Source organism: Nocardioides sp. zg-1230 (genome assembly GCF_013155335.1).
GTDB lineage: Bacteria > Actinomycetota > Actinomycetes > Propionibacteriales > Nocardioidaceae > Nocardioides.
Window position 1 is genome coordinate 1,019,187 of record NZ_JABJQZ010000001.1, and the last position, 15,618, is coordinate 1,034,804.

General features: G+C 72.4%; 14 protein-coding genes. 10 read left to right on the forward strand and 4 right to left on the reverse strand.

Features of this window, described 5'->3' with window-relative positions; translation table 11 throughout:
• Nucleotides 1-50: 50 nt before the first annotated feature.
• The 8 genes from HOO61_RS04975 (at nucleotide 51) to HOO61_RS05010 (ending at nucleotide 8,985) form a co-directional block, all read left to right on the forward strand.
• A complete protein-coding gene (locus HOO61_RS04975; protein WP_172257432.1) occupies nucleotides 51-1,340 on the forward strand; it encodes an OFA family MFS transporter in 1,290 nt (429 codons plus the stop codon).
• Nucleotides 1,341-1,373: 33 nt separating this feature from the next.
• On the forward strand, nucleotides 1,374-1,937 hold the full coding sequence (locus HOO61_RS04980) for a TetR/AcrR family transcriptional regulator (protein ID WP_172257434.1): 564 nt from the start codon (nucleotides 1,374-1,376) through the stop codon (nucleotides 1,935-1,937).
• Between the two features lie 51 nt (nucleotides 1,938-1,988).
• Entirely contained in the window at nucleotides 1,989-3,392 is a 1,404-nt protein-coding gene (locus HOO61_RS04985; RefSeq protein WP_172257436.1) for an MFS transporter, read from the forward strand.
• Between the two features lie 10 nt (nucleotides 3,393-3,402).
• Entirely contained in the window at nucleotides 3,403-4,638 is a 1,236-nt protein-coding gene (locus tag HOO61_RS04990) for a M15 family metallopeptidase (protein WP_172257438.1), read from the forward strand.
• Nucleotides 4,639-4,662: 24 nt separating this feature from the next.
• On the forward strand, nucleotides 4,663-5,640 hold the full coding sequence (locus HOO61_RS04995) for an NADPH:quinone oxidoreductase family protein (protein ID WP_172257440.1): 978 nt from the start codon (nucleotides 4,663-4,665) through the stop codon (nucleotides 5,638-5,640).
• A gap of 36 nt (nucleotides 5,641-5,676) precedes the next feature.
• On the forward strand, nucleotides 5,677-7,620 hold the full coding sequence (locus tag HOO61_RS05000) for a M13 family metallopeptidase (RefSeq protein WP_367650029.1): 1,944 nt from the start codon (nucleotides 5,677-5,679) through the stop codon (nucleotides 7,618-7,620).
• A gap of 62 nt (nucleotides 7,621-7,682) precedes the next feature.
• Nucleotides 7,683-8,141, forward strand: coding sequence for a universal stress protein (locus tag HOO61_RS05005; protein ID WP_172257442.1), 459 nt, complete (start codon nucleotides 7,683-7,685; stop codon nucleotides 8,139-8,141).
• 49 nt (nucleotides 8,142-8,190) lie between these two features.
• Nucleotides 8,191-8,985 carry a 2-phosphosulfolactate phosphatase gene (locus HOO61_RS05010; RefSeq protein WP_367650030.1) on the forward strand — a complete coding sequence of 265 codons (795 nt, stop codon included), beginning with the start codon at nucleotides 8,191-8,193 and terminating at the stop codon, nucleotides 8,983-8,985.
• Nucleotides 8,986-9,204: 219 nt separating this feature from the next.
• Here the strand turns inward: HOO61_RS05010 and HOO61_RS05015 are convergent, their stop codons facing one another.
• From HOO61_RS05015 to HOO61_RS05030, 4 genes are all read right to left on the reverse strand, one after another.
• Nucleotides 9,205-10,014: an ABC transporter permease gene (locus HOO61_RS05015; RefSeq protein ID WP_172257446.1), complete on the reverse strand. Its 810-nt coding sequence runs from the start codon at nucleotides 10,012-10,014 to the stop codon at nucleotides 9,205-9,207.
• A complete protein-coding gene (locus HOO61_RS05020) occupies nucleotides 10,011-10,940 on the reverse strand; it encodes an ABC transporter ATP-binding protein (protein WP_172257448.1) in 930 nt (309 codons plus the stop codon). The genes HOO61_RS05015 and HOO61_RS05020 overlap by 4 nt, the downstream gene beginning before the upstream one ends.
• Nucleotides 10,941-11,084: 144 nt before the next feature.
• Nucleotides 11,085-11,735, reverse strand: coding sequence for a response regulator transcription factor (locus tag HOO61_RS05025; RefSeq protein ID WP_172257450.1), 651 nt, complete (start codon nucleotides 11,733-11,735; stop codon nucleotides 11,085-11,087).
• Nucleotides 11,732-12,913, reverse strand: a complete 1,182-nt coding sequence (locus tag HOO61_RS05030; RefSeq protein ID WP_172257452.1) for a histidine kinase — start codon at nucleotides 12,911-12,913, stop codon at nucleotides 11,732-11,734. The genes HOO61_RS05025 and HOO61_RS05030 overlap by 4 nt, the downstream gene beginning before the upstream one ends.
• Nucleotides 12,914-13,082: 169 nt before the next feature.
• Between HOO61_RS05030 and HOO61_RS05035 the strand changes: the two genes are divergently transcribed.
• Nucleotides 13,083-13,241: a hypothetical protein gene (locus HOO61_RS05035; RefSeq protein ID WP_172257454.1), complete on the forward strand. Its 159-nt coding sequence runs from the start codon at nucleotides 13,083-13,085 to the stop codon at nucleotides 13,239-13,241.
• An 88-nt stretch (nucleotides 13,242-13,329) separates the two neighbouring features.
• Nucleotides 13,330-15,471 carry a RecQ family ATP-dependent DNA helicase gene (locus HOO61_RS05040; RefSeq protein ID WP_172257456.1) on the forward strand — a complete coding sequence of 714 codons (2,142 nt, stop codon included), beginning with the start codon at nucleotides 13,330-13,332 and terminating at the stop codon, nucleotides 15,469-15,471.
• The last annotated feature ends 147 nt before the right edge of the window (nucleotides 15,472-15,618 follow it).

Sequence of the window (15,618 nt, forward strand, 5' to 3'; positions counted from 1 at the left end):
GCAGGTCATCTCGGGCCATCGGACGGCCGGGCCGGACGAAGGAGACAGGCATGGAAGAGACCACCACCCGCGCGCGCGGCGAGGCCGCGCAGGACGGCTCCACTCCCGGCGGCTTTCGCTGGCTGCTGGTCGCCGGCGCGCTGCTCCTCCAGCTGGCCATCGGCGGCGTCTACGCCTGGTCGGTGATCGGCGGGGCGCTGGAGGAGGCGGACTCCTGGCAGCTGAGCAAGGTCGAGGCGTCGCTGCCGTTCACCGTGAGCGTCGGCATGATCTTCGTCGGCAGCTACATCGGAGGGCGGCTGCAGGACAGGCGCGGCCCTCGGGTCGTCGCCCTCGCGGGAGGTGCGATCTACGCCGGAGGCATCCTGCTGGCCTCGTTCGCCAACGGGTCGGACGACTACTGGATGCTCATCGTCGGCTACGGCGTGATCAGCGGCTTCGGCCTCGGCTTCGCCTACATCGTCCCGATCGCGATGCTCCAGAAGTGGTTCCCCGACAAGAAGGGCCTCATCACCGGTCTTGCCGTCGGCGGGTTCGGCTTCGGTGCGGTGATCACCGCTCCGGTGGCGCAGGCCCTGCTGGACCGCAACGCGGACGACCCGGCGAGCGTCTTCCTGCCTCTGGGGCTGGCCTACCTCGTGATGGCACTGGTCGGGGCTTCGGTCTTCCGCGACCCGCCGGAGGGATACCGGGTCCTCGGGTACGAACCGCCCGCCGGGACCGACGCCGGCGGCGACGCCGTCGACTACACGCAGGGTGAGGCGCTGCGCACGCCCCAGTGGTTCCTCCTGACCGCCATCCTCACGCTGAGCGTCAGCGCGGGCATCGCGCTGATCTCCCAGGCGAAGTCCAGCGCCACCGACATCGCCGGCGTCAGCGCCACCGGTGCCGCGACGCTGGTGGGCGTGCTGGCGATCTTCAACGGCGCCGGCCGCATCGTCTGGGCCGGCATCTCCGACCGCATCGGGCGGATGAAGACGTTCGCCGCGATCCTGGCCCTGCAGGGCGTGTGCCTGATCCTGCTCCCGCACGCCGGCAGCGTGATCCTGTTCTCCGCACTCGCCGCGATCATCTACCTCTGCTACGGCGGCACGTTCGGCACGATGCCCGCCACCGCCGGCGACTTCTTCGGCGTGCGCAACGCCGGCGCGATCTACGGCCTCATGCTCATCGGCTGGAGCCTGGGCGGCGTCATCGGCCCGGTGCTCGCCTCGGCGCTCATCGGCGAGGAGAAGGCCTACACCCTCGCCTACACGACCATCGGCGTCATCGCGCTGGCCGCCGTGGCGCTCACCTTCGTCACCAAGGTGCCCGCCGGCCGGCACGCCGAGCACGACTGAGGCGGATCAGGGGAGGCCTGCCAGACTTCCAGCATGGCGACGACCACCCGCGAGCGCATCGTCGCGGCAGCCGTGGAGATGACGACCTCGTCGGGCTGGGCAGCGGTCACGATGGCGCGGCTCGCCGACGCGGCCGGCGTGAGCCGCCAGACCGTCTACAACGAGGTCGGCTCCAAGCCGGCGCTGGCCGAGACGATGATCCTCGAGGAGCTCGCCCGCTTCCTGCAGGTCGTCGAGGGGGCCTTCGACGCCGAGCCCGACGACCTCACCCGCGCCATCGAGCGCGCCGTCACCGACGTGCTCACCTACGCCCGCGCCAACAAGCTGCTGCACGCCGTCGTCAGCGCGACCCACGGCGCCGACACCGAGCTGCTGCCCCTGCTGACGACCAACGCCGGCTCGCTGCTCGGCGCGGCCAAGGACGTCATCAGCGCCCGCGTGGCGCCGTACGCCCCGGGCGTCGACGCCGCCCACCTCGACCCCGCCATCGACATGGTCGTGCGCGTGGTGCTGAGCCACGTCATGCAGCCCTCGGGCCCGCCCGAGCGGACCGCCGCCGACATCGCCTGGCTCGCCGGTCGCGTCCTGCGCGGCTGAGCCGGACCGCGGCCCACGGCCCGCGTCACCCGCGAGCCCTAGGGTGTGCGGGTGAGCGGAGTCGCCTGGGGTACGCCGACCGCGCGGGGGATCGTGGCCGCGGCCACCCTCGGGTCGGGGCTGACGCTGCTTGACGGCACCGTCGTCAACGTCGCGCTGCGGCGGATCGGCTCGGACCTCGACGCGTCGCTGGCGCAGCTGCAGTGGATCACCAACGGCTACTTCCTCTCCCTCGCCTCGCTCATCCTGATCGGCGGGTCGCTCGGCGACCGCCTCGGCCGCCGCCGGGTCTTCGTCATCGGCACCGTGTGGTTCGCGCTCGCCTCCCTGCTGTGCGGGCTCGCCCCCACCGCCGAGGTGCTCATCGCGGCGCGGGTGCTCCAGGGCATGGGCGGCGCGCTCCTGACGCCGGGGAGCCTGGCGATGATCCAGGCGTCGTTCCGGGCCACGGACCGGGGTCGCGCGATCGGCGCGTGGTCGGGGCTGGGCGGCATCGCCGCAGCCGTCGGACCCCTGGTCGGCGGGCTCCTGATCGACTACGCGTCGTGGCGCTGGATCTTCCTGATCAACCTGCCCCTCGCCGCCCTGACGGTGTGGCTGGCGCAGCGCTGGGTGCCGGAGAGCCGCGACGAGCAGGCGAGCGGGCGCTTCGACGTCGCCGGGGCGACCCTCGCCGCGCTCGCCCTCGCCGGCATCACCTGGGCCCTCACCGACGCCGGCGGCACCGCGACGCCGTACGCCGTCGCCGTCGGGGTCGTGGCCGCGGTCGGCTTCATCGTCGTCGAGCGCCGGCTGCACGACCCGATGGTCCGGCTGGAGCTGTTCGCGAATCGCACGTTCAGCGCGGCCAACGGCATGACGCTGCTCGTCTACGCCGCCCTGGGGGCGATCCTGTTCTTCCTGGTGCTCCAGCTGCAGACCGTCGGCGGCTACTCCGCCCTCCAGGCGGGCCTCGCGACGCTGCCGATCACGGCCTGCATGCTGCTGCTCGCCTCCAGGGGCGGCGCGCTTGGCCAGCGGATCGGTCCCCGGATCCCGATGACGGTCGGTCCGCTGGTGATGGCCGCCGGCACCGTGTGGCTGCTCGTGGTGGGTGACGACGTGACCTGGTGGCGCGACGTCCTGCCCGGGCTCACCGTCTTCGGCCTCGGCCTGGCCCTCATGGTGGCGCCGCTGACGTCCACCGTGCTCAACGCCGCCCCGGACGACAGCGCCGGCATCGCCAGCGGCATCAACAACGCCATCGCGCGCGCCGGCTCCCTGCTCGCGGTCGCCGCGCTGCCCGCGGCCGTCGGCCTCGCCGGCGACGACTACCGCGACCCGGCCCTGTTCGACGCGGCGTACGGCACCGCGATGCTCGCCTGTGCTGCGCTGCTCGCCCTGGGCGGGCTGGTCTCGTGGTTCACGATCCCGAGCGGTGTCCAGACACCGATCGACCAGACACCGGTTGCCTAGGGTCGGGGGCGTGAGCGTACGACGGCGGGCGGGGGCGGCGGCGACAGCCGTCCTCCTGACCGTGCTCGTCGCGTGCAGCGAGCCCACCTCCCCGGGCGCGCCGGACCCCGCGCCGGCCACGACCGCCGAGCCCAGCCGCTCGACCGCGCCTCCCGAGCCGACCGGGGAGACCTCGACGGTCCCGGTGGCCGACCCCGAGCACGCCGTCGACCCGCCCGGCGAGCGCGACGGACGGCTGTGGAGCGCCGACATCCTCGTGCAGTGGGACCGGGCGATCGACGACGACCTGCTCGAGCAGGTCGAGCAGCTGAAGGGCGTCGCCCACACCGAGCGCATCGGCCTGGGCCAGGTGAGCCTCGAGAACCGCGTGCTCACCGTCGCCTCTGTGGACCCCGCCCGCTACCGCAACTTCACCCAGGCGCAGGTCGCCGACCTCCAGGAGGCGTGGGAACGCGTCGCCGGCGGCGAGCTGGCCATCGACCGCACGGTCGCCCGCCGGCTCGCCGACGACGAAGGGATGATCCGGCTCGGGGTCGAGGACGACGCGCCGACCCTGCACGTCGGCGCGTACACCCCGCAGATCCCGACCATCGACATGGTCGTCAACACCGCGTGGGCCGAGGACATCGAGATGGCCACCGACAACGGGCTGCTGATCTCGACCGACCGCAAGACCCCGGCCAGCATCCGCAAGCCGCTCGAGCGGCTCGTCGGCAAGGACGCCTCGGTGCAGATGCTCGACGTCGCCTCCCGCATCGGCCTCGACCCCGACGCCAAGCTCACCGCCGTCCCCACCGGCGGCACGCTGGGCAGCGTCGTCGGCGTCTTCCGCTACCGCGTGATAGGCGGCGGACGGATCGCCCCCGACCCGGCGTGGGTCTCGGCCAACATCCGCACCGAGGCGGTGCCGATCCTCGGCAGCGTCACCTGCCACAAGGACCTCTTCCCGCAGCTGCGCGCGGCCCTGCTCGAGGTGCAGCAGCGCGGCCTCGCCGACGCGATCGATCCCGGTCAGTACGCCGGGTGCTACTACCCCCGCTTCATCGCCAACACCACGACGCTGTCGAACCACTCCTTCGGCCTCGCCCTCGACCTCAACACCGCGGGCAACCAGCGCGGCACCGTCGGCGAGATCGACCGCGACGTGGTCGCGATCTTCAAGACCTGGGGCTTCGCCTGGGGTGGCGACTGGCGCTGGACCGACCCGATGCACTTCGAGCTCGCCGAGGTGAAGCGGGTCGGCTGAGGCGCCGTCGCTAGGGTCGGCGGGATGAAGGCAGTCCAGGTCGTCTCGCTCACCGGTCCCGCCGACGTCGAGGTGCGTGAGGTCGACCCGCCGACCCCGGGGCACGACGACGTCCTCGTCGAGGTCCACAGCGTCGGTGTCTCGTTCCCCGACCTGCTGCTCAGCCGGGGGGAGTACCAGTTCAGGCCGGAGCCCCCGTTCACCCTCGGCGTCGACTTCGCCGGCGTCGTGCTCGACCCGGGCTCGCCGGAGTCCAGCGGGTTCACGGTGGGCCAGCGGGTGGCCGGCGTGAACCTCCACGGCGGGGCGGCCGAGCAGGTCGCGAACCCGGCGATCTTCACCTTCGCCCTCCCCGACGCGATGTCGTACGACGAGGGGGCGGCGCTGCCGATGAACTACCTGACGGCCCTCTTCGCGCTCGAGGAGCGCGGGGGCCTGCGCGAGGGCGAGACGGTCCTCGTCCACGGCGCTGCCGGTGGCGTCGGCACCGCCACCCTGCAGGTCGCGAAGGGCCTCGGCGCCCGCACGATCGCGGTGGTGAGCACGGAGGAGAAGGCGGCGTTCGCGCGGGCCGCGGGCGCCGACGAGGCCGTGGTCGGCCCCGACTTCAAGGACGCCGTCAAGGACCTGACCGGCGGCCGGGGCGTGGACGTCGTCCTCGACGTGGTCGGCGGCGACGCGTTCACCGACTCGCTGCGCTGCCTCGCCGAGCAGGGCCGGATCCTCGTCGTCGGCTTCGCCGCCGGCCAGGGCATCCCGGAGGTCAAGGTCAACCGGCTCCTGCTGGGCAACACCGACGTCCGCGGCGTCGGCTGGGGCGCCTACGCCATGACCCGGCCCGGCTACATGCAGCAGCAGTGGCACCGGCTGGTGCCGATGATCGAGTCGGGCGTCGTGAAGCCACCGGTCGGGGCGACGTACGAGCTGGCCGGCTTCGGGCAGGCCCTCGTCGACATGGACGAGCGGCGCACCCTCGGGAAGTCGGTCGTGCACGTGCGTTGAAGCGCTCGCTGGGCCCACGGCGTTAGGGTCGACCGCGTGACGATCCTCGACGCCGCCCGCGACGGCATGAACCCCGACATCCGCCCGCAGGACGACCTCTTCGGCCACGTCAACGGCCGGTGGCTCGACGAGACCGAGATCCCGTCCGACAAGTCGAGCTGGGGCGCCTTCATCGCGCTCGCCGACGCCGCCGAGCAGCAGGTGCGCGACATCATCACCGAGCTCGCCGACCGCCCGGCGGACGACCTGGACGAGGACGAGCGCAAGATCGGTGACCTCTACGCCTCCTTCATGGACACCGAGACCATCGCCGCGAAGGGCCTCGCCCCGGTGCAGGGCCTGCTCGACCGCGCCCACGGCATCACCGACCTGACCGAGCTCGCCGCCTTCCTCGGGGCCTACGAGCGCATCGGCGGGCCCGGCCTCTTCGGCTCCTACATCACCCCCGACCGCGGTGACGCCTCGAAGAACATCGTCTACCTCGCGCAGGGCGGCCTCGGCCTGCCCGACGAGTCCTACTACCGCGAGGACAAGTTCGCCGAGATCCGCGCGAAGTACGTCGACTACCTCACGACGCTGCTCACCCTCAGCGAGCACGACGACCCGGAGGGCGCTGCGGCGCGCGTGATGGCGTACGAGACCCGGCTGGCCGAGGGCCACTGGGAGGCGGCCGAGACCCGCGACGTGCAGAAGACGACCAACCACAAGAGCCTCGAGGAGCTGCGCGAGCTCTGCCCGGCCTTCGACTGGGTCACCTACGTCACCGGCCTCGGCGGCACCGAGGAGACGCTGCGGCGCACGATCGTGATGCAGCCCGACTTCTTCTCCCACCTCTCCACCGTGCTGGAGGAGACGCCGATCGAGACCTGGCGCGACATCCTGCACGTGCGCATCATCCGCAGCTCGGCGCCCTACCTGCCCGACGCGTTCGTCGAGGCCAACTTCGACTTCTACGGCCGCACCCTCAACGGCACGCCGGAGCTGCGGGCCCGCTGGAAGCGCGGCGTCGACTTCGTCGAGGGCGCCATCGGCGAGGCCGTCGGCAAGGTCTACGTCGAGCGGCACTTCCCGCCGACGTCGAAGCAGATGATGGACGAGCTGGTCGCCAACCTCGTCACCGCCTACCGGCGCTCGATCGAGGCGCTCGACTGGATGGGCGAGGACACCAAGCAGAAGGCGTACGACAAGCTCGACCGGTTCTACCCCAAGATCGGCTACCCGACGGAGTTCCGCGACTACTCCTCGCTCACCGTCTCCGCCGACGACCTGCTGGGCAACGTCGCGTCCGCGTCGGCCTTCGAGACCGACCGCCAGCTCGAGAAGGTCGGCCAGCCGGTCGACCGCGACGAGTGGCTGATGCTGCCCCAGACGGTCAACGCCTACTACCACCCGGGCACCAACGAGATCTGCTTCCCGGCCGCCATCCTGCAGCCGCCGTTCTTCAGCCCCGACGCCGACGACGCCGAGAACTACGGCGGCATCGGCGCGGTCATCGGCCACGAGATCGGCCACGGCTTCGACGACCAGGGCGCCCAGTACGACGGCGACGGCAACCTGCAGGACTGGTGGACCGCCGACGACAAGACCGCGTTCGAGGCCAAGTCGCAGGCGCTCATCACCCAGTACGACGCCTTCGAGCCGCGCAACCTGCCGGGCGAGCACGTCAACGGCAGCCTCACCGTCGGCGAGAACATCGGCGACCTCGGCGGCCTGACCATCGCCCACAAGGCGTTCGTGATCAGCCAGGGCGGAGAGGCCTCGGTCGAGGACCGGCGCACGCTCTTCCTCAACTGGAGCCACGTGTGGCGCACCAAGCGCCGCAAGGAGCAGGAGCTCCAGTACCTCACGATCGACCCGCACAGCCCCGCCGAGTTCCGCGCCAACATCGTGCGCAACCTCGACGAGTTCCACGAGGTCTTCGAGACGCAGCCTGGCGACGGCCTGTGGCTCGAGCCCGAGGGCCGCGTGCGGATCTGGTGAGCGGCGCGAAGTAGGGCCGTTCGACCCCTGCCGCGTGGCCTGCCGGCTTCCTAAGATGGAGCATGGTCAGGAGAGAAGCGAACATCACCGGGGGCATCGTCGTCGGGCACGACGGGTCGCGCGCGTCGAGCGCCGTCGTACGTCGTGCGGCCGATCTCGCGCAGCGCCTGGGCGTGACGCTCCACGTCGTGCGGGTGTGGAACCTCGCGACCGCGCCCCGGCCCGAGTCGATGGTCGGCGGCTACGTCCCCCCGTTCGCGGAGTTCGAGCAAGCGGTCATCGCCGACCTCAAGGCCGACTGCGCGGCTGCCGGGCTGGCCGACGACGTCGACCTCCAGCTCTACGCCCTGCGGGGCCAGACCACCGAGTGCCTCATCGCGGCCGCGGCCCACGCCGAGATGCTCGTGGTCGGCACGCGGGGCGCCGGCGGGTTCAAGGGCCTCCGCTTCGGCTCGACCGCGACCCAGGTCGTGCGCCACTCGACGGTCCCGGTGCTCGTCGTCCCCAACACCCCGGACTGAGCAGGCCGCGGTTGGGCCACCGTCACACCGGGGTTGTTGAATGGCTCGCGTGACGCTGCCGGGACACGACCAGTCGACCTACCGGCTCCGCATGGAGTGGGGGCCGACCGGCGCCGAGGCCGTGCCGGCCGACTACGCCGTCGTCGTCGACGTGCTGTCCTTCACGACCACGCTGAGCGTCGCGCTCGACCGCGGCATCGAGGTCTACCCGTTCCGCTGGAAGGACTCCCGAGCCGCCGAGCACGCGGTGCGCCACGGCGCGACGCTCGCCGTCGGCCGGTTCGAGGCGCTCTCGCGCGGCGACGCCCGCCACGTCTCGCTGTCGCCTGCCAGCCTCGCGGAGGTCGAGGGCGTCCAGCGGCTCGTCCTGCCCTCGCCCAACGGCTCGACCATCGCCTTCGCCCTGGCCGACTCCGGCGCGCAGGTGGTCGGCGCCTGCCTGCGCAACGCCGGCGCGGTCGCCCGGTGGCTGGCGCCGAAGGTGGCCGACGGCGCCAGCGTGGTCGTCGTACCCGCCGGTGAGAGGTGGTACGACGACACCCTCCGCCCGGCGGCCGAGGACCTGTGGGGAGCCGGTGCGGTCCTCGCCGCGATCGACGCCGAGGCCGAGGCCGGGGCCAGCCCGGAGGCGCGGATGGCGATCGCGGCCTGGAAGGCTGCGGTGCTGCCCCACGACCTGCTCCACTGCGCGGGCGGCCGCGAGCTGGCCGAGGCCGGCTTCGTGGCGGACGTGGAGATCGCCGCCCAGCACGACGTCAGCGACGTCGTGCCGGTGCTGGTGGGGGAGTCGTTCCGCGACGCCGCCTCCCTGCCGCCGTCCGGGGCTCGGCTGCGCCGGATCTGATCGCCGGCACGACCTGACCGATCGCCTCTGGTGCGGCGAGGTGCTCAGGCGCGCCGGGCCGCCCGCAGGGCCGGGATCGACATCGACCGGTTCACCGCCCGCAGCAGCCGATGGGTCGGGCGTCCGGACGCGCGCCGAAGGGGTAGTCCAGTGAGGAACGGTCGGTCGTGGGCTTGATCCACGACCACCTCTCACTGGACTACCCCTGGGCGGGTAGGGCTACTTCACCTCCGAGCGGAGGACGCTCCTCAGCCCGAGGAGGGCCGGCAGGACCAGCCAGACCGCGGTGGTGACGCCGATCTGCGCCCACTGCTCGGCCGTCGGAGTTCCCTCGAACAGGAACGACCGTGCCCAGTTCGCGTCCACCCAGGGCTGGATGTCGACGAACGTCGGCTCGCTGGCGCTCAGGATGCCGGCAATGGTGGGAAACACCAGCGCGAGCACGAGGTAGGCCACCAGGGCTCCCGCCGAGCTGCGGAACAGCATCCCCAGCATCGTCCCGGTCAGCAGGCAGAGCAGGCTGCCCAGCACGATGGTGAGCACCTCGGCAGCCGAGACGTCCCAGACGAGGTCGGTACCGGCAATTGCCGTGCCGACGAGGTTGCCGACGACTCCGACAGCGAGCGCGAACAGCATCGCCACCACGCCGACGATCACCGAGGAGATCGTCTTGGCCCAGAGCACCCGGCCCCGGTGCGGGACCAGGGTGAAGGTGGTCAGCCCGGTGCGCTGGCTCCACTCGCCGGTGATCGACAGGACCGCGATCATGGGCAGCACGAGCGTCATCGGGAAGCCGAGCGCCTTCGCGAAGGTGTAGTAGGTCAGGTCCTCGTCAGGGGCCAGGAGGACGACGCCGATCATGGTCGCCAGGGCGATGATGACGATGCTCGCCATCAGCCAGAAGCCGGAGCGGGTGTCGAACATCTTGCGCAGCTCGACGCGGACGACGCGTCCCAGGGGGACCGATGGTTGGTCGCCGTGCTGCTCGCGGGTGGGGTCGTATGTCGTGGAGGGGGCCGTGGTGGTCATGCTGCTGTCCTTTCTCGGCGGAGCTTCTTCTGGGGGTGGGTGACTTCTCGCTGCGTGTCGGCGGTCAGCTCGAGGAACATGTCCTCGAGACCGCCCTCCGTCGTGCGCAGCTCCGTGAGCGCGACGCCCGCGGCGAACGCCACGTGGCCGACGAGCCCGGGTTCCGCGGAGGTGGCCACGCCGCCCTCGTCGGAGACCGTCGTGGCGATGTCGGCCGCGTGGAGGGCCCGGCGCAGGGCGGCGAGGTCGTCGGCGCGGGCGACGGTCCCCAGGGACCGGACGAGGTCGGACTTGGCGCCCTCGCACACGACGCGGCCGTGGCCGATCATCACGATGTCGTCGGCGATGACCTCGACCTCGCGGAGCAGGTGCGACGACAGCAGCACCGTCCCGCCCCGGTCCGCGAAGTCGCGGAGCAGGTCGCGCATCCAGCGGATGCCGGCCGGGTCGAGCCCGTTGGCCGGCTCGTCGAGCATCAGGATGCCCGGGTTGCCGATCAGGGCCGTCGCGATCCCGAGCCGCTGCCGCATGCCGAGGGAGTAGTTCCCGACGCGCCGGTCGGCCTCGGCGGGGGTGAGGCTCACCAGGTCGAGCATCTCCTCGACCCGGCGGCCGGGCAGGCCCAGCATCTGCTGGACGATCGTGAGGATCTCGCGCCCGGTGCGACCGGCGTGCTGGGCCGAGGCATCCAGCATCACGCCGATCTCCCGGCCCGGGTTGGGCAGCTCCGCGAACGGGCGGCCGGTGACCGTCGACGAGCCAGACGTGGGCTTCGTCAGCCCGACGACCATGCGCATCGTCGTGGACTTGCCGGCGCCGTTGGGGCCGAGGAAGCCGGTGACCCGCCCGGGCCGGGCGACGAAGCTGACGTCGTCCACGACGGTGGTCCTGCCGTACTTCTTGGTGAGTGAGTCGATGGTGATCATGGGGTGTCCTCCGTGGTCCTGGGGTGGTGTTCCGGGGTCGTCTCGACCGTAGGAAGAACGGCTCGCCGCCGCGTCGTCGCGAGGTCGCGACCGTCGTACGCAGCGCGGTCGACGCGGCGTCCTCCGGAAGGAGGACCCCACCGCTCAGGCGTCGTCGAACAGGCCGGTCTGGTAGGCGAGGACGATCGCCTGGGCACGGTCGCGCAGGTCGAGCTTCTGGAACAGCCGGGTGACGTGGGTCTTGACCGTGGTGTCGCTGATGAAGAGCTCGTCGCCGATCTCGGCGTTGGACAGGCCCTGGGCGATCAGCCGGAAGACCTCGAGCTCCCGCGGGGTGAGCTCCGCGACGGCCGGCGGCGGGGCCTGGCGCCTGACGGTCGCGAAGCGCCGGATGACCCGGCGGGTCACCGTCGGGGACAGCAGCGCCTCACCCGCAGCGATCGTGCGCACGGCCCCGATGAGCTGCTCGGGCGGCTCGTCCTTGAGTACGAAGCCGCTCGCCCCGGCGCGAAGGGCCTCGAAGACGTAGTCGTCGAGGTCGAACGTGGTGAGCACCAGCACGCGCGCCCCGGCGTCGGAGGCCAGGATCCTCCGCGTCGCCTCGAGGCCGTCCATCTCGGGCATGCGGATGTCCATCAGGATGACGTCGGGCCGGAATCGCGCGGCTTGGGCGACGGCGTCCCGGCCGTTGCTCGCCTCCGCGACGACCTCGATGTCGGGCTCGTCCGCGAGCAGCAGACGGAAGCCGGCGCGCACCATCGTCTGGTCGTCGACGACCATCACGCGGATGCTCATGACCCGGCTCGCAGGGGTAGCCGGGCGCGCACCAGGAAGCCGCCACCGGGTGCAGGACCCGCGTCCAGGCTGCCGTCGAAGAGCTTGACCCGCTCACGGATGCCGACGAGGCCGTGGCCGCCACCACCGCCATCGGAGCCGACCGTCGCGCGGTCGTGGCTGCGACCATGGTCGCGGACCTGCAGGCACAGCTCCTGCGGCGCGTACTGCACCGTCACCTCGGCGCGGTCCGCGCCCGAGTGCTTGAGGCTGTTGGTCAGTGCCTCCTGGACGATGCGGTACGCCGAGAGGTCCAGGCCGCGGGGGAGGGGCACGCGATCGCCGCGCACCTCGACCTGCACCGCGAGCCCGGCCGCTCGTACGTCGCGCACGAGCCGGTCGAGGTCGTCGAGGCCGGGGGTGGGGGCCAGCTCGGGAGCGTCCTCGTCGTCGCGCATCGCGGCCAGCAGCCGGCGCATCTCCGCGAGCGCCGTACGCCCCGCCTCCTCGACGTTGCGCAGGGCCTCGCGGTCGTCGGTCGCGGCCTCCGGCAACCGGTGCCGTACCGCCCCCACCTGGAGCACGATGACGCTGACGGCGTGCGCCACGACGTCGTGCAGCTCGCGAGCGATCCGGCCGCGCTCCTCCGCGACGGCGACCCGGGCGGCGGCCTCCCGCTCCAGCTCGGCGAGACGGGCACGCTCCTCGGCCGCCTCGGTCCGCTCCGTGCGCTCGCGCAGGGACCACCCGACCAGCCACCCGAGCGCGAACATGACCGGGACGGAGATGAGGTCGTCGGTCGTGCTGTTGGGCCCGTTGCGCACCACCGTCACCGAGCTGGCCAGCGTGATCACCAGGCCCACGCGGGAGAGCGAGGCGCTGCGGACCGTGCCCAGCAGCACGGCGGCGCCCATCCCGGCGACGAGGATGCCCGCACCGTTGACGATCAGCTGCTCGTCCGCGAAGGACAGGGCGGCGCACACCAGCCAGGTCGTGGCGGGCGCTGCGAAGGGGAAGCGCCGGCGGGCCAGCAGCACCAGCACCGACGACGTGATCCCCACCAGCTCGAGCACGAACAGCGGCCCGTCGGGGTTCTCCAGGTCGTCGCGCAGCAGGGTCCCCACCGCGGTGACCACCGCGGTGATGACGACCAGGAGGTCGAGACCATGCCTGGCGAGGAGTGCCCGCGCTCGGCTCACCTCGTCACCGTACGACGCTCCCGCGGGGTCGGCGTCCACACAAGGTAGGACGTCGGGTCGTCGCGAGGTGGCCGGCCGCTCGGACCGTTCCGACGACGCGCCCGGCCGCCACGGGACCTAGCGTCGAACACATCGACACCACGACACACCACGACACGAGGAGCCGGAGATGGACATCGAGTTCGAGCAGGGAAGCGACATGCCGACGTTCCGCCGGCGCCACAACGGCTACTGGGCGGGCGACTTCAGCCGCACCGAGCCGATGACCGCGGAGCAGCTGCGCCGGGTGACCGAGCAGTGCCGCCCCAGGTGGCCGGGCTCGCCCTGACCAGGCTGACCAGGTCTGACCGGGTCTCCCGCGAGCGCCTGTGGATGCGGCGGTGCGGGCGTCGGTGGCGGTTGGTAGACAGGAGCCCATGAGTGCCCCGACCGCCGCCACCGACGATGTACGCCTCTCCGCCCGGGACGCAGCCGAGCGTCACCTGCGCGCGCTGGTCGGGCGCGACGACGCGGTGCTGCGCGAGGACCAGTGGGCCGCCATCGAGGCGCTCGCCGTCGACCGCCGGCGCGCCCTGGTCGTGCAGCGCACCGGGTGGGGCAAGTCGGCCGTCTACTTCGTGGCCACCAAGCTGCTGCGCGAGGCGGGGGCCGGGCCGACCGTGATCGTCAGCCCGCTGCTCGCCCTCATGCGCAACCAGATCGCCGCCGCGGAGCGAGCGGGCATCAGGGCGGTGACGATCAACTCCACCAACATCGACCAGTGGCAGCCGATCCACGACCAGATCCACGCCGGTGAGGTCGACGTCCTGCTCGTCAGCCCCGAGCGGCTCAACAACCCCGGGTTCCGTGACGAGGTGCTGCCGCGGTTGGCGGCGACCTGCGGGCTCCTGGTCGTCGACGAGGCTCACTGCATCTCCGACTGGGGTCACGACTTCCGCCCCGACTACCGCCGGCTCCGCACGCTGCTGGCCGAGCTGCCGTCCGGCATCCCCGTCCTCGCGACCACCGCGACCGCCAACGCCCGGGTGACCGACGACGTCGCCGAGCAGCTCGGCGTGCACGCCGACGGTTCGTCCGACGCGGCCGTCCTCGTGCAGCGCGGCACCCTCGACCGAGAGTCGCTCCGCCTCGGCGTCGTCCAGCTCAAGACGCCCGAGCAGCGGCTCGCCTGGCTGGCCGACCACCTCGCCGAGCAGCCCGGCTCCGGCATCGTCTACTGCCTCACCGTCGCCGCGACGCAGGAGGTGGCCGGCTACCTTCGCGAGCGTGGTCTCGAGGTCGCGGCCTACTCCGGGCAGACCGAGGCCGACGAGCGCCACGGGCTCGAGCAGGCACTCGTCGACGGCCGGGTGAAGGCGCTCATCGCCACCAGCGCCCTCGGCATGGGCTTCGACGCGAGCCTCGGGTTCGTCATCAACCTCGGGGCGCCCTCCTCGCCCGTGGCCTACTACCAGCAGGTCGGCCGCGCCGGCCGCGGCACCGACGACGCCACCGTGGTCCTGCTGCCGCAGATCGAGGACCGCGACATCTGGGCCTACTTCGCCTCGCTCGGCTTCCCCCGCGAGGAGCAGGTCCGCGAGACGCTCGCCGCCCTCGCCGAGTCCGACCGCCCTCTGTCGACCGCGACGCTCGAGACCCGCGTCGAGCTCGGCCGCAACCGGCTCGAGTCGATGCTCAAGGTGCTCGACGTCGACGGCGCCGTGCAGCGCGTCCAGGGCGGCTGGGTCGCCACCGGGCGCCCCTGGTCCTACGACGCCGAGCGCTACGCCCGCGTCGCGGAGGCGCGCGAGCGCGAGCAGCAGGCGATGCTCGGCTACCTGCGGACCACCGAGTGCCGGATGCGCTACCTGCGCGAACAGCTCGACGATCCCGAGGCGACCGACTGCGGGCGCTGCGACAACTGCGGTGGCCTGACCCTGTCGACGTCGGTCAGTGAGGCTGCGGTCGCCGAGGCCGGGCAGCGGCTGTCGCGCCCGGGCGTGGTGCTCGAGCCGCGGCGCATGTGGCCGACGGCCCTGGCCAATCTCGGCCTCGACCTCAAGGGCAAGATCGCCGAGGGCGCCGAGCCGGGCCGCACGGTCGCCCGCCTCACCGACCTCGGCCACGGCCAGGCGCTGCGCGCCCTGTTCCGAGAGGACATCCCCGACGGGCCGGTGCCCCCGGGCCTCGCGCAGGCGGTCATGGACGTGATGAAGGACTGGGCGCCCGAGTGGACCTCGCGTCCAGACGCGATCGTCGTCGTCGAGTCGGCGACCCGGCCCACCCTCGTCCGCGACCTCGCCGACGGCCTGTCGCGCGTCATGCAGATCCCGGTCGTCGGCACCTGGGCGATCCGCGACCCGTCCGTGCCGCGGCGCGCCGGTCAGTCCAACTCCGCCCAGCGCGTCGCGGCGGTGCGCCGCCGCGGCGGGCTCGACGCCGACGTACGACCCGGCGCGACCGTGCTCCTCGTCGACGACCAGGTCTCCACCGGCTGGACCCTCACCGTCGCCGCGACCGCGATCCGCGCCGCCGGCGCCTCAGCGGTCCTCCCCCTCGCCCTCGCGACCCAGGGCTGACGTCCCGGGCTCCCCGGGTCGTCGACGGTGTCCGGCTCCGCCGTGCCCCCGGACGTCCCCGACCCTCGATATCTGAGGACGTGGTGAACGGATCCGTCGCGGTTCCACGACCGTGACGTCCTCAGACATCGGGGAGTACGACGTCGG

Coding starts and splice junctions, on each gene's coding strand:
- HOO61_RS04975 (WP_172257432.1), top strand. CDS start 51: ATGGAAGAGACCACCACCCGCGCGCGCGGCGAGGCCGCGCAGGACGGC.
- HOO61_RS04980 (WP_172257434.1), top strand. CDS start 1,374: ATGGCGACGACCACCCGCGAGCGCATCGTCGCGGCAGCCGTGGAGATG.
- HOO61_RS04995 (WP_172257440.1), top strand. CDS start 4,663: ATGAAGGCAGTCCAGGTCGTCTCGCTCACCGGTCCCGCCGACGTCGAG.
- HOO61_RS05005 (WP_172257442.1), top strand. CDS start 7,683: ATGGTCAGGAGAGAAGCGAACATCACCGGGGGCATCGTCGTCGGGCAC.
- HOO61_RS05015 (WP_172257446.1), bottom strand. CDS start 10,014: ATGACCACCACGGCCCCCTCCACGACATACGACCCCACCCGCGAGCAG.
- HOO61_RS05020 (WP_172257448.1), bottom strand. CDS start 10,940: ATGATCACCATCGACTCACTCACCAAGAAGTACGGCAGGACCACCGTC.
- HOO61_RS05025 (WP_172257450.1), bottom strand. CDS start 11,735: ATGAGCATCCGCGTGATGGTCGTCGACGACCAGACGATGGTGCGCGCC.
- HOO61_RS05035 (WP_172257454.1), top strand. CDS start 13,083: ATGGACATCGAGTTCGAGCAGGGAAGCGACATGCCGACGTTCCGCCGG.
- HOO61_RS05040 (WP_172257456.1), top strand. CDS start 13,330: ATGAGTGCCCCGACCGCCGCCACCGACGATGTACGCCTCTCCGCCCGG.